A 13,015-nucleotide genomic window follows, 5' to 3' on the forward strand; every position below is an offset into this window, starting at 1 on the left:
CTATTCCTGTCGCAGCGCCTTCGAAACACCGGTTGCGCCAAGCCGTGTAAGGCAGGCAGCAGCCGATTCGCCAGCGCCTCTGTTGTCTTCGATGGACCGGGCGAGCCTCTCTATAGCGAAATCGATCCGACCGCCAGCGATCCGTTCGTCCGGCCGATCCGCCGCCAACCCGTTGAGGATCAGGTCGTAACCTGCCGCCGAACCCGTCAGGGTCAGCGCCGGCCGCGCATGAGCGCAACCCTTGGCACAGCCGGACAGATGCAGCATCAGCGAACCGTCGAAAAGGCCCGGTGCTGCGGCAAGGATGCGGCGCGCCAGACTTCTGGTCTCGTAGAAGGCGGAGCCGCAGGCGCCGGCCCCGGCGCAGGCGGCGATGTGCTCGCTGTTGTCGCCGGGCTGCGCGCTGAAACCACGGCCGGCTGCGGCGATCTGCATAGCCGGCACTGTATCTGCCGGCAGGCCGATGAAAAAGAAACCGCGACCGGGCGTCAGCCGGATGGCCGTTGCACCATGGGCGTCGGCGAGATCGAGCAGAGCGATCAGATCCGACGCTCGCATCTGTCCGAATTCCGGCCGGACGCCGAGCACGATTTTGCCGTCCGCAAGCCGATGCGGGCCCGGAAACGGTATGCTTGCCGCCCGCGACGGAATGAAGCGGATGTTATCCATAGCCGGAAAACGCGCCCGCAGAAGCGCCGGGTCGATATCCCTTGCCCGCCTGCCCTGCCCGAGGGCTGCCAGCACGCTCAGAACCTCGCCGACGGCTGATACCGCCGTCTCGGCTGGACCGATTGCCACCGGCATTGCTGTCTCACCATCGCCATTGATCGCGACAAGCCAATCTGCGTCGGATTGCGCGACGATGCGGATATCGGCGGAAAGTGCCGACAGCCCGAAGGCTCCGCCGCCGTCGACGACGATCGACAGCTTCGGCGCGAGCCGCGGCGAGGTGATGAGATCGTGGAGCGTGCTGCGCAAGGCCATTTCCATTGCTGCCGGGTCGTTTTTCTCTTCCGGGTCGATACCATGCAGCGGCGAGATCTCGATCGCCGGCCCGTCCGGCACGGTGATCCCGGCGGCATCGATATCGGCAGCAAGCTGTCCGACGGTCTCGGCCAGCAGTCCGCGGATCTGCAGATTGCCGCGCGCGGTGATCTCGAGGATGCCGTTTCCATGTGCCGCGGCCGAGCGAGCAAGTCCGGCGAATTGCGCCAACGTCAGCGCGCCGCCGGCCGGCCGCAGCCGCACCAGCAGGCCGTCGCCGGTCGGCATAGGCGCTGCCAGGGCGGGGCAGGCGCCGCGCCTGCGCATCGCCACCGCCGGGCGGCCGTGCAGATCCGCTTTACCTGTTCTGTCGATCGCCGTTTCGGCCTCAATGCTCATTCCTGATCCTCTGACCATTTCTTACATGATCGCAGCCGGCCCGGCAAAACATGTGGAAAAGGTCCGGCCAGCTATTCCTCGAAATCCCGTCCTTTGCGCAGCAGATAGATATCCATGATCCAGCCGTGCCTTTGCCTGGCCTCGGCGCGGAGCGCCAGAATCTCCGTGGCGATATCCCCAAGCCGTCCCGATCTGACGATCTCGTCCTTGGTGCCGAGATAGGCGCCCCAGAAGATTTCGGCGTCGGCTTCGTCGATCTTTGCAAAAGCCTGTTCGCCGTCGAGCATGACGATCGTGCTGTCGGTCAAAAGCCCGTCATGCGCCAGCCTGCGCCCAGTGGTGATCTCGATCGGCTTGCCGACAAGGTTGACCGGAATTTTGTGGCTGGCCGCCAAGGCCTGAATGCTGGTGATGCCGGGAATAACGCCGTAATCGAAATCCAGACCGGTTTCCTGCCGCACGCGTTCGATGATGCGGATCGTGCTGTCGTAGAGGCTGGGATCACCCCAGACGAGAAAAGCGCCGCCGCCGTCTTCCGGCAGGCCGGAGATCAGCTCCCTATAGATGCGGGCGATCTCACCGTGCCAGGCATCGACGCTTTGCGGATAGGTTCTGTCTGCCGTCTGCCTCTGCGGCACCGCGAATTCGCAAATCCTGGTGTCTGGCCGCGTGATATATCGTTCGCAGATCTCGCGGCGGATCTCGGCAAGCTCTTCCTTGCCAGTCCCTTTGACCGGCAAGAAGACCACATCGGCGGCGTTCATCGCGTTGATCGCCTGTATGGTGACGTGCTCCGGATTGCCTGTGCCGATGCCGATGATATGGATGTGCTTCAAGCCGATAGTCCCCATGAGTCCCGGCGGTCTTGCCGAAAAAGCCGGTGCTCCGCAAGGGCGATGGCAGAGAGTTGGCCGCGGCCAACCGGGCCGAAACGGCTTCTCCGCCCCTATTGTTGCCGCAAATTGCGAATCGTGTCACCTTCAATACGCTTTTTGACGCTATGTTGACGAAAAAGCGCATCGAAAAGGATTGAGTGTTTTGGACAACATTAGCGTATCGACGACAGATGTGCGGATCGAGCGGCATGCGAACCAGCTTTCGCGGCAACTGAAGCTGTTGCGCGAAAAGCTGTTTCCGCCGCTGTCGCAAAAGACGCTGCGCACATTTTCTTCCGGCGAGGCCGCTCAGATGATCGGCGTCTCCGACGGCTATCTTCGCCAGCTTTCGCTGGATGGCAAGGGGCCGCAGCCGGAACTTTCCCAGAATGGCCGGCGTTCCTATACGCTTGGCCAGATCAATGAATTGCGCCATTATATGGCAAAGCTGAAGCCGAAGGATGCGCTGTCCTACCTTCCCTGGCGGCGCCCCGGCGAGAAGCTGCAGACGGTTGCCGTCACCAATTTCAAGGGCGGCTCGGCCAAGACCACGACCACGCTTTATCTGGCCCAGTATCTGGCGCTGGCGGGTTATCGGGTGCTGGCCATCGATCTTGATCCGCAGGCCTCACTCTCTTCGATGCTCGGCGTCCAGCCCGAATTCGATCTTTCCGATGGTGATACGCTTTATGGCGCAATTCGCTACGATGCCGATCGCAAGCCGCTGAAGGACATTGTCCGCAAGACGTATTTCGATGGTCTCGATCTGGTGCCGGGCAATCTTGAATTGATGGAATTCGAGCATGAGACGCCGCGGGCGCTCAGTGATCGCCAGCGGCCGGGCGAACTGTTCTTCCGCCGCGTCGGCATAGCGATTGCCGAGGTCGAGGCCGATTACGATGTCGTGGTGATCGACTGCCCGCCGCAGCTCGGTTACCTGACGCTCGGCGCCGTCTGTGCCGCCACGTCGCTGCTTATCACCATCCATCCGCAGATGGTTGACGTCGCCTCCATGTCGCAATTCCTGCTGATGACCTCGGATCTGCTCTCCGTGGTGCGCAAGGCGGGCGGCGATCTGCAACACGATTTCATCAAATATGTCGTGACCCGTCACGAACCCTTCGATGCCCCGCAGTCGCAGATCGTCGCGCTGCTGCGCAGCCTGTTCAGCGATGACGTGTTGACGGCGACAATTCTCAAATCGACGGCGATCGCCGATGCCGGCCTGACCAAGCAGACGCTCTTCGAGATCGAGAAGGGGCAGGTGCGCCGCTCGACCTATGATCGGGCGCTGGAATCGGTCAATGCCGCCAACGGCGAAGTTCTCGCCGGTATTCACAAAGCCTGGGGCCGCACATGAGCAGACGCGATCGCCTGAAAGGTCTTTTCGACGATACGGCGCAGGAGTTGGCCGCGGCCAACTACGAAGAGACGTCTTTGCGCGGATCGGCCGGGCCGGTTCGGACGATGGCCTTGACGCTTGGACGCATGGAGGAAGAGAGCAGGGCGATGCAGGAGGCTTTGCTCTCCGGCGAACGCATCGTCGAGCTCGATCCAGATCTGATCGATTCCTCCTTCGTCCGCGATCGCCTCGCCGATCATCCACTCGATATCGAGGACGAGCTGGTGCAGTCGATTGCCGAGAACGGTCAGGAAGTGCCGGTTCTTGTGCGCCGCCATCCCGATGACGACGAGCGCTATCAGATCGCTTACGGTCACCGCCGCCTGCAGGCCGTCAAGCTGCTGGGGCGCAAGGTGCAGGCGATCGTCCGTAAGCTCGACGATACCGATGTCGTCATCGCCCAAGGCATCGAGAATTCAGCGCGCCGGAACCTTTCCTATATCGAGCGGGCTGTCTTTGCCCTCAATCTCGAACTCAAGGGGTTCGAGCGTCCCGTCATCATGAAGGCACTGTCGACCGACAAGACCGAGCTGTCGAAGCTGATCTCCGTCGCCAAAGCGATCCCGGCCGACATCGTCAGGTCGGTCGGAGCCGCACCCGGTATCGGGCGTCGTAAATGGATGGCGCTTGCCCAGGACTGGAACGGAATGACAGCCGCGCGGCTTGCCAAGCTCATCGGTTCGCAACGGTTCACGGCTGAGGAAAGCGACCGTCGCTTCGAGCTTTTGGTTGCCGAGCTCGCCAGGAAAGAGGCGAAGCCCGAACCCACGGAATATGACTGGAAGCCGAAGAGCGGCGGCAAGATTGCCGGCCGAATCAAGAGCGCCGGCAATTCCTTTACGATTGCGTTGAAAACCGGCGATGCGCCGGATTTCGGCGCTTACATTTCACGTCGTCTCGATGAGCTTTACGAAGCCTATCGGGCCGGCAAGTTGCAAGCAGGAGAGTAGGCCGCAAAAGAAAAAGCCTCCGAACGTTGCCGTCGCGGAAGCCTTTCTCATATCTGGACAATCTGAGAATCGCACTTCCTCGAATCGCTGTCAAGCATCTTCGGCATCCTTTTGGGTGGCAGATTTCTTTTGCCTTGAGAAAAGGTGAGGGACATGGAGCCTCAATATGTATCGACGCCCTTTGGGCGGCGATCGATGACGCTTGGCATGCTGGCAAGCCAGGAAAATGCCAGTAAGGTCGATCCGGACGCATCGGTCGATAAGTGGAAGATCTTTCGCGCGCTCTGCGAAGCAAAGGACATGGTCGGCGTATCGGACCGTGCGCTCGCTGTTCTCAACGCGCTGTTGACCTTTTATCCGAAGAACGAGATTGCCGAGGCCAACGGTTTCGTCGTCTTTCCGTCGAACGAGCAGTTGTCGCTGCGCACGCATGGCATGGCCGGCACGACGCTGCGGCGGAACTTGGCGATGCTGGTGGAGGCCGGCCTGATTATCCGGCGGGATAGCCCGAACGGTAAACGTTTTGCCCGTCGTAACGGTCAGGGCGGGCTTGGAGAGGCCTTCGGCTTCAGCCTGGCGCCGCTCCTGGTGCGCGCTGGCGAGATCGAGGCGCAGGCGGCTCAGGTGCTTGCCGGCAAGCTCGAATGGAAGCGCCTGCGGGAGCGTCTGACACTTTGCCGGCGTGACATCGCCAAACTCATCGAGATCGCGCTGGAAGAAGAAATTGCCGGCGAATGGATCGAGATGCAGAAGCATTTCAATCTTCTCTCGGCAAGCCTGCCGCGGCGCCCGTCGTCCGCCGAGATGGAGAGCCTGCTGACTGATCTCGAAGCCTTCCGCGAAATGATCATCAAGACGCTGGAATTGAAGACGAAATCACATAAACCAGACGCCAATGATGGCCAAAACGGTCGGCACATACATAATTCAAACCCACACTCTCTATCTGAACTTGAACCAGGCTTCGAACCGAAGCAGGGCGCAAAACCGGAGGAAGAACCGCAGCCGTGGCGGGAGACGCCAAAGTCCTTCCCGCTTGCCATGGTGCTGCAGGCCTGCCCGGAGATCGTCGCTTATGGGCCAGGCGGTGGGATCGGCAGTTGGCGGGATCTGATGGCGGCTGCCGTCATCGTCCGCTCGACGCTCGGCGTCAGCCCCAGCGCCTATCAGCTGGCTTGCGAGGTCATGGGACCGGAGAACGCCGCGACGGTGATCGCCTGCATCCTGGAAAGAGGCGGGCATATCAACTCGGCCGGCGGCTATCTGCGAGACCTGACGCGGCGGGCAGAGCGCGGCGAATTCTCGCTTGGGCCGATGCTGATGGCGCTCATGCGGGCAAGTGGTCCGGCAGCAAGGAAAACCGGATGAGCGGGGCTGAAAACGTTTCGCGCCAGGTGCAACAGCTAGAAGGGAATGCTGCCGGTCGCCCAGGCAAACTCGACCGCTTCCTCCTGGCCTTTTGTTGAAAAGCGCCGTTAACCATGTCATAGATGGCGGAAGGAAACATAGGTTTTGCTTCCATTTGTGAAAAACCGTAAAGCTTAACAATGCGCTACGATATCGACGGTGTGATGCTTCAAACCCTGCTTCCGTCCCTTGCTGCGGCGGAGGACGCCGTGGCACGCTTGGACGAGCGGGTGTTGCGCGCGCCGGTCGGTGAGGGCTTTGCCGAACGCAGCCATTTCTTCGATGCTGCCGGCGCGCTCTGGGTGGCCGGCGAACTCGTGCATGTCGAGGATCTGGTTTTGCACGATGCGCATATGGATAGCCGGGCACCCAGCCACGAACTGACGATCGCTCACTCGGTGCTGCGGGCACGTCGGCGCATCTGGACCGGCGAGCCGACCTGGGCGCTGGGAGCTTCGGGACTTGCGACGCTAACCGCGACGCTCGGGGAAGGGGAGGGGAAAGTGCCGGAGGTAAACAGCCTCGCCGTTACGCTCGAGACCGAAGAAGAGGGCGGCGATGAGGACGGGCCGCTCGCGGCCGAGATGGCGGAGATCGATGCGCTTCTTGCCCGCTCGCAGAAGCTGCTCGATATCCATACCGGCAAAGCCCCGGCAAGCGAAACGGCCGCGGTTGCCCCGGCAAGGCGCAATGACGATCCTCTCGGCTTGCTGGGTGATGACGAATGGGACGAGGAACAGCGGCTTGCGGAGTGGCGGAGCGTACAGCCATTGGCCGAAAGTTTGCCGCCGGTTCTCGGCGCCGTCATCCTTTTCGAAGCCTGGGAAAGGATCGAGCCGTTGCGACGTCAGCACTGGCTCGGCGGTCTTCTGGTCGCAAGCCATCTGCGCGCCCGCGGCAAGGTCACCTCGCATCTCTTCTCTTTTTACGGTGGGCTGAAGCTGGTACGCCATGAACGTCGCCGGGCGCGCGACCGGGCCACACGGCTGCAGGCCTTCCTGGAGGCGATGCATCTCGGTGCTGAGGCCGGACTCAAGGAACTCGACCGGTTGTCGCTCGCCCGTACACAGATGGAACTGCGCTTTCGCGGCCGCCGTTCGAACAGCAGCCTGCCGGACCTTGCCGATTTCATCCTGTCGCGGCCGATGGTCTCGGCGGCGATGGTTGCCCGCCATTTGCGCATCACGCCGCGCGGCGCTCTGAACCTCGTCAACGAGATCGGCATTCGTGAAATCACCGGCCGCGGCCGCTACCGCGCGTGGGGCATCATCTGAAAATAAGAGCGGCCGGGGATGACCCGGCCGCTCCAGCTCTTTACTTATGCCTATCGCCCGGAACCGCTGCACACTTCCGGGCGATAGGCATTTAGGTGAACACCCGGTCTGCCATCCTGTCACAGAGTGCAGACCGGGCGCTCTTGCGCTTCCTTTGCCCCCAGAAGCGCGGTCCCTATTCCCGCTCGCCCGTGAAGTTGAGCAGAAGCTGGAAGATGTTGACGAAGTTCAGGTAGAGCGAGAGTGCGCCGAAGACGGCGAGCTTCTGGTTCGATTCCTGATCGAAGTTTTCCGAATATTGTTCCTTGATGTTCTGCGTGTCGTAGGCGGTGAGGCCGACGAAGACGACGATGCCGATCACCGAGATGGCGAACTGCAGCGCGCTCGAACCCAGGAAGATATTGACGACGCTGGCGATGATAACGCCGAACAGGCCCATCATCAGGAACGAGCCCATGCGCGATAAGTCACGCTTGGTCGCATAGCCGTAAAGGCTGGTGGCGCCGAACATCGTGGCGGTGATGAAGAAGGTCCGCGCGATGCTCATTCCGGTGAACACCAGGAAGACGGAGGCAAGCGACAGGCCCATCACGGCGCAGAAGGCCCAGAAGGTGATCTGCGCGGTGCTGGCCGACATCGTCTGGATGCGGAACGAGAAGAAGAATACGAAGGCGAGCGGTGCCAGCATCACCACCCACTTCAGCGGCGAGCCGAAGATCGGCACGTATAGGGCCGGCGTCGAGCCGACAACGAAGGCGACGAGGCCGGTTATGACCAGGCCAAGAGACATGTAATTGTAGACGCGCAGCATGTGCTGGCGCAGGCCTTCGTCGAAGACGGCCTGGGTGCCGGCCACGGCGCCGTAGCGGGGATTGATCGGGTTCATGCTGATCTCCTCGGTTTGAACTAATAGAGCGAGCGGGCGAGCCGTTCGGCCGCCTGGTCGAGATTGAGACCGCTTTCGTCGGCGATCAGCGCATAGGCGACCTCGCCGATCTGCCAATAGGCGGCTTCTGCTTTTGCCAATGCGAGATGGCTGACCGGCTTGACCTCGAAGGCGCCTGGACGGACGGCGAAAAGCGACAGCCGCTTTCCCTCCGGCACCTCGATCGCCATCTCGACGCTGGGGCCGAATTCGGACGGGAAGATCTGCACGTCGGCGACCTTCCAGTCCTTCGGCAGTTCAGGCATCACGATCGCGGTGGCGGCGCGAATATCGTCAGCGCTATAGGTGGCCGGCGTCTGCGGCGGCATCGACTGGCGCAATGCGGCGGTCTGATAGGCGCGGACGGCATCCTCGACATAGGCGGGCGCTGGGACGGAGGCCGATACCTCGGTTGCCGAAAAAGCGCCGAAGGAATTGTGCGCCACCCAGCCGGCGGTAATCAGGATACCGACAGCGGCAATGCGCTGCATGGAATGAAAAATGCGGCCGTAGGAAAGGCCACGTTCCAGCCGGCGGGCGGCGTCGCGGGTCTCGGGGCGGCCGAAGGCACTTTCGCCGGCAAGCGCCAAGCGCAGCTCGCCCTTCACGCTGAGGTCGGCCATGACCTTGGCGGCAATCGCCGGGTGGTCGGAAAGATACGATTCTACCTGGATGCGGCGGGCGACATCGAGCTCGCCATCCACATAGGCGTCGAGATCGGCATCGAGGATCGGATCAATTGCTTTCATTGCCGTCCCCTCCGATAATTCTCAGATGCGAAACACGCGGCGTCTTCTCCTCGAATTCGCGCAATTGCGCGCGGGCGCGGGAGATGCGCGACATCAGCGTCCCCACCGGAATACCGAGCGCATTGGCGGCTTCCTGGTAGGACAGGTCTTCGATCGCAACGAGATGCAGGGCCTCGCGCTGTTCCTCCGGCAGGCCGAAGAAGGCGTTGCGCACCTGCCGCAGGCGCACGGCATGTTCCTGGCCGGCCGGCAGCGACTGCTCGGCTTCGACAGCCGCCTCGTCGTGGCGGCGCGTCAGCGACCGGTTCTGGCGCAGACGGTCGATATGAGCGTTGTGCAGGATGGAGAGCAGCCAGGTGCGAAGATTGCCGCCGCTGCGGAAGCTCTTCTTCTTCTCCAGCGCCCGCACCAGCGCATCATGCACCAGATCCTCCGCCTCGTCCGAATTGCGCACCAGCGAGCGTGCGTAGCGCCTGAGCGCTGCAAGCTGTCCGATGACGTCGAAGGGGCGTTCTTTGCGTTCCATGATTGAGTATACGTCAGTGCGGCAGATCTTATTCCCGGCGAGAATAAAAAAATCATGCCGGCCGAGAATACCGTCTTCAATTAGCCTCTCCAGCGGACCGGCGCCCGAAATCCGCGGTTGTTTATGACAATTACATGACAGATCATGACGCCGCTGATTTGAAGGGGAAATTCAAGAATGAAGGAAAAGAAGCGGGTCTACGAAGCTCTCGTAGACGGCGCCATGGAAGGGCTGACGGATCAGGCGCTTTATGATTTCGTCAAGGCGCGTTGTCCAAAGGCCACCAGCAGGAAGATCGTCCGGGCCTCGCTTCTCGCCCTGACCGATCCTCATCTCAGGGACCGCAATATTCTCGACGTGATCTATGCGCTTGCGATCAAACATCGGCTGGATGACGGCGTGCTGGATGACGGCGAAGACGAGGAGCCCGACGAGCGGGCTCAATCGGCGCAGGCGGCCAACCAGAACATGCCGCAGCTTTCCTGAAGCGCGCCGGCCGCCCTCCTGAAATGTCAGCCCCCGTCCGAAAGCCCTTCGAGGATCGGACAGTCCGGCCGGTCATTGCCATGGCAGGCATGCACGAGGTGTTCCAGCGTGCGGCGCAATTCCGAGAGATCGCGGATTTTGCGGTCGATCTCGGCAAGCTTGCTCTCAGCGATGTCCTTGACGTCGGCACTCGCCCGGCTTTTGTCCTCGTAGAGCGCCAGTAATTGCCGGCACTCCTCGACGGAAAAGCCGAGGCCGCGCGAGCGCTGCAGGAAGCGCAACTTGTGAACGTCGGTCGCGGCATAATCGCGGTAGCCGTTTCCGCCCCTTTCAGGGCGGATAAGGCCGATATCCTCGTAGTAGCGGATGGTCTTCGAAGGCAGGCCGGAGCGTTCCGATGCTTCGCCGATATTCATCGTCATCTCCTATAATTTTGCAAAACGCAGTCTCAGCGCATTTGAAATCACTGAGACGGACGAGAGGCTCATCGCCGCCGCCGCGATCATCGGCGACAGCAGCAACCCGAAGATCGGGTAGAGCAGGCCGGCTGCGACCGGCACGCCGAGCGCATTATAGCCGAAGGCGAAGCCGAGGTTCTGGCGGATGTTGCGCATCGTCGCATCCGCCAGCCGCCGCGCCCTGACGATGCCGGTGAGATCGCCCCTTACCAGGGTGATGCCGGCGCTTTCCATCGCAACGTCCGCGCCGGTGCCCATGGCGATGCCGACATCGGCGGCAGCAAGCGCCGGCGCGTCGTTGACGCCGTCTCCGGCCATGGCGATGACCGCGCCTTTGGCACGCAGCTCGTCGATCAGCGCGCTTTTGCCCTCCGGCAACAGGTCGGCGCGGACCTCGTCGATGCCGAGGCTTTTTGCCACCGCACGCGCCGTGCGCTCGTTGTCTCCCGTCGCCATGATGATCTTCAGGCCGCTGTCATGCAGCGCCTTGATGGCGGCTGATGTCGTCGGCTTGATCCGGTCGGCAACGGCGACGAGACCGGCAAGCGCGCCATCCAATACCACGAACATCACCGTCTTGCCCTCGCCGCGCAGGGCTTCGGTCTTCTCGGCAAGCGCCGACGGATCGATGCCGAGATCGGCGAGCATCGCCGCATTGCCGAGCGCTATGTTTGTGTCGCCGGCGAGGCCCTGAACACCTTTACCGGTCTTCGCCTCGAAACCGGTGATCTCGACGAAGGCGACACCGCGCTCTTCGGCGCCGGAAACGATCGCGTCGGCCAGCGGATGTTCGGAGCCGCGCTCCAGGCTTGCCGCCAGCGACAGCAGCCGGGTTTCCTCGATTCCGCCGAAAGCGACGATGTCGGTAAGCTTCGGCTTTCCCTCGGTCAGTGTACCGGTCTTGTCGACGATCAGCGTATCGACCTTGGAAAAACGCTCCAGCGCTTCGGCGTCCTTGATCAGCACGCCTTCGCCAGCGCCGCGTCCTGTGGCGATCATGATCGACATCGGCGTCGCAAGACCGAGCGCGCAGGGGCAGGCGATGATCAGAACGGCGACGGCGGCAAGCAGGCCATTCGCCAAGCTTGGCTCCGGACCGATCACTGCCCAGACGATAAAGGCAAGGATGGCCGCGGCAACGACCGCCGGCACGAACAAGGCCGACACCCGGTCGACCGCACCCTGGATCGGCGCCCGCGAGCGTTGCGCCTTGGCGACCATGTCGACGATGCGCGACAACACCATGTCGGCGCCGACCTTCTCGGCCGACATGACGAGAGAGCCGTTCTTGTTGATCGTGCCGCCAGTCAGCGCATCGCCCGTCGATTTCTCGATGGGCAAGGGTTCGCCTGAGATCATCGATTCGTCGACGGTCGACTGGCCCTCGAGGACGGAGCCGTCCACCGGCACCCGCTCGCCCGGGCGCACGCGCAGCCGGTCGCCGGCCTCGATCTCGTCGACCGGCACGTCGCTCTCGCCGCCGTCGGCAGCGATGCGCCGCGCCGTCTTCGGCGCAAGGTCGAGCAAAGCGCGGATGGCCGAGCCGGTGCGTTCGCGTGCTTTCAGTTCCAGCACCTGGCCGACGAAAACCAGGGCGACGATGACGGCCGCTGCCTCGAAGTAGACGGGCACGGACGCACCATGGCCGCGGAAACTCATCGGGAAGATGCCGGGTGCAAGCGTGGCGACGAGGCTGTAGACATAGGCGGTGCCGACGCCGAGACCGATCAGCGTCCACATGTTCGGGCTATGGTTGACGAGCGAGGCCCATGCGCGGCGGAAGAAGGGCAGGGCCGCCCAAAGCACGACCGGCGTTGCCAGCAGCAGTTCGATATAGGTCGCCTGCGGTTCGCCGATCATTTCCCGGAGCGGCAGGCCGAGCATCGGACCCATGCCGAGGGCGAGCAGCGGCACCGCAAGGATGGCGCTGACCCAAAGCCGTCTGACGAAATCGACAAGTTCCGGACTCGGACCTTCGTCGGCCGGAGGAATGCCCGCCGGCTCGAGCGCCATGCCGCATTTCGGGCAGTCGCCGGGGCGGTCGCTGACCACCTCCAGATGCATCGGGCAGGTATAGAGCGTGCCCTTCGGCGCCGGCTTTGCCGGAGGGCGTTTGCCGCCGCGATAGGCTGAGGGATCGGCGTCGAACTTTGTCTGGCAGCCGGCCGAGCAGAAGTAGAATTTCTCACCCTCGACTTTCAGAAAATGTTTTGCCGTCGAACGATCGACGTCCATGCCGCAAACCGGATCTTTCGCGGTCAGGTAATCTTGCGGCGCAGCTGCAAACTTCGTCCGGCAGCCTTCGGAGCAGAAATGATAGAGGCGGCCCGCATGATCAAGCGAGGGTTTGCCGGCCTCTGGATCGACGGTCATACCACAGACGGCGTCACGAACCGGCGCGGGGGTAGTCGGGCTATGGCCGCAACAGCTGTGATCGCCGTTATGGGCGTTGCCGTGATGATGGTCGTGATCGTGTTTGATATTCATTGCCATCTCCTATGCCCGAGGGGCAGTTGGAGAGGCTTATCCACCTTCCAGCGACTGGAAGGTCAAGCGCTAATTTTGACGGAGATGATTTTT

General features: G+C 62.2%; 12 protein-coding genes. 5 read left to right on the forward strand and 7 right to left on the reverse strand.

The window, feature by feature from the left end; all coding sequences use genetic code 11:
* Both cobG and cobF read right to left on the reverse strand, forming a co-directional pair.
* Window positions 1-1,383 carry a precorrin-3B synthase gene (cobG, locus tag HJB89_RS01345; RefSeq protein WP_207585418.1) on the reverse strand — a complete coding sequence of 461 codons (1,383 nt, stop codon included), beginning with the start codon at window positions 1,381-1,383 and terminating at the stop codon, window positions 1-3.
* Window positions 1,384-1,454: 71 nt separating this feature from the next.
* Window positions 1,455-2,219 carry a precorrin-6A synthase (deacetylating) gene (cobF, locus tag HJB89_RS01350; protein ID WP_207585419.1) on the reverse strand — a complete coding sequence of 255 codons (765 nt, stop codon included), beginning with the start codon at window positions 2,217-2,219 and terminating at the stop codon, window positions 1,455-1,457.
* Window positions 2,220-2,421: 202 nt separating this feature from the next.
* Here cobF and repA point away from each other — a divergent pair, with 202 nt between their 5' ends.
* The 4 genes from repA (at window position 2,422) to HJB89_RS01370 (ending at window position 7,291) form a co-directional block, all read left to right on the forward strand.
* Entirely contained in the window at window positions 2,422-3,618 is a 1,197-nt protein-coding gene (repA, locus tag HJB89_RS01355) for a plasmid partitioning protein RepA (protein WP_221148731.1), read from the forward strand.
* Window positions 3,615-4,610: a plasmid partitioning protein RepB gene (repB, locus tag HJB89_RS01360; protein WP_207585420.1), complete on the forward strand. Its 996-nt coding sequence runs from the start codon at window positions 3,615-3,617 to the stop codon at window positions 4,608-4,610. Before repA ends, repB begins: the two co-directional genes overlap by 4 nt.
* Window positions 4,611-4,763: 153 nt before the next feature.
* The gene (repC, locus tag HJB89_RS01365; RefSeq protein WP_221115595.1) at window positions 4,764-5,978 is read left to right on the forward strand and encodes a plasmid replication protein RepC; all 1,215 of its coding nucleotides are present in this window, start codon (window positions 4,764-4,766) and stop codon (window positions 5,976-5,978) included.
* 179 nt (window positions 5,979-6,157) lie between these two features.
* Window positions 6,158-7,291 (forward strand): RHE_PE00001 family protein, encoded by a 1,134-nt coding sequence (locus HJB89_RS01370; RefSeq protein WP_221148732.1) that lies wholly within the window; start codon window positions 6,158-6,160, stop codon window positions 7,289-7,291.
* 175 nt (window positions 7,292-7,466) lie between these two features.
* Here the strand turns inward: HJB89_RS01370 and HJB89_RS01375 are convergent, their stop codons facing one another.
* The 3 genes from HJB89_RS01375 to HJB89_RS01385 are packed head-to-tail and all read right to left on the reverse strand — an operon-like array spanning window position 7,467 to window position 9,491.
* Window positions 7,467-8,177 (reverse strand): Bax inhibitor-1/YccA family protein, encoded by a 711-nt coding sequence (locus HJB89_RS01375; RefSeq protein ID WP_164012461.1) that lies wholly within the window; start codon window positions 8,175-8,177, stop codon window positions 7,467-7,469.
* Between the two features lie 20 nt (window positions 8,178-8,197).
* Window positions 8,198-8,965 carry an anti-sigma factor gene (locus HJB89_RS01380; protein ID WP_207585424.1) on the reverse strand — a complete coding sequence of 256 codons (768 nt, stop codon included), beginning with the start codon at window positions 8,963-8,965 and terminating at the stop codon, window positions 8,198-8,200.
* Window positions 8,952-9,491, reverse strand: a complete 540-nt coding sequence (locus HJB89_RS01385) for a sigma-70 family RNA polymerase sigma factor (protein WP_207585425.1) — start codon at window positions 9,489-9,491, stop codon at window positions 8,952-8,954. The genes HJB89_RS01380 and HJB89_RS01385 overlap by 14 nt, the downstream gene beginning before the upstream one ends.
* A 177-nt stretch (window positions 9,492-9,668) precedes the next feature.
* Here HJB89_RS01385 and HJB89_RS01390 point away from each other — a divergent pair, with 177 nt between their 5' ends.
* Window positions 9,669-9,977: a hypothetical protein gene (locus tag HJB89_RS01390; protein WP_207585426.1), complete on the forward strand. Its 309-nt coding sequence runs from the start codon at window positions 9,669-9,671 to the stop codon at window positions 9,975-9,977.
* A gap of 26 nt (window positions 9,978-10,003) precedes the next feature.
* Here HJB89_RS01390 and cueR read toward each other — a convergent pair whose 3' ends face one another.
* Both cueR and HJB89_RS01400 read right to left on the reverse strand, forming a co-directional pair.
* Complete coding sequence (gene cueR, locus HJB89_RS01395) at window positions 10,004-10,393, reverse strand: Cu(I)-responsive transcriptional regulator (protein ID WP_221148735.1); 390 nt, start codon at window positions 10,391-10,393, stop codon at window positions 10,004-10,006.
* Window positions 10,394-10,402: 9 nt separating this feature from the next.
* Window positions 10,403-12,922 (reverse strand): heavy metal translocating P-type ATPase, encoded by a 2,520-nt coding sequence (locus tag HJB89_RS01400; RefSeq protein ID WP_221148736.1) that lies wholly within the window; start codon window positions 12,920-12,922, stop codon window positions 10,403-10,405.
* Between the last annotated feature and the right edge of the window lie 93 nt (window positions 12,923-13,015).

The organism is Rhizobium sp. NZLR8 (assembly GCF_019685025.1).
In the GTDB taxonomy this organism is placed as follows: Bacteria; Pseudomonadota; Alphaproteobacteria; order Rhizobiales; family Rhizobiaceae; genus Rhizobium.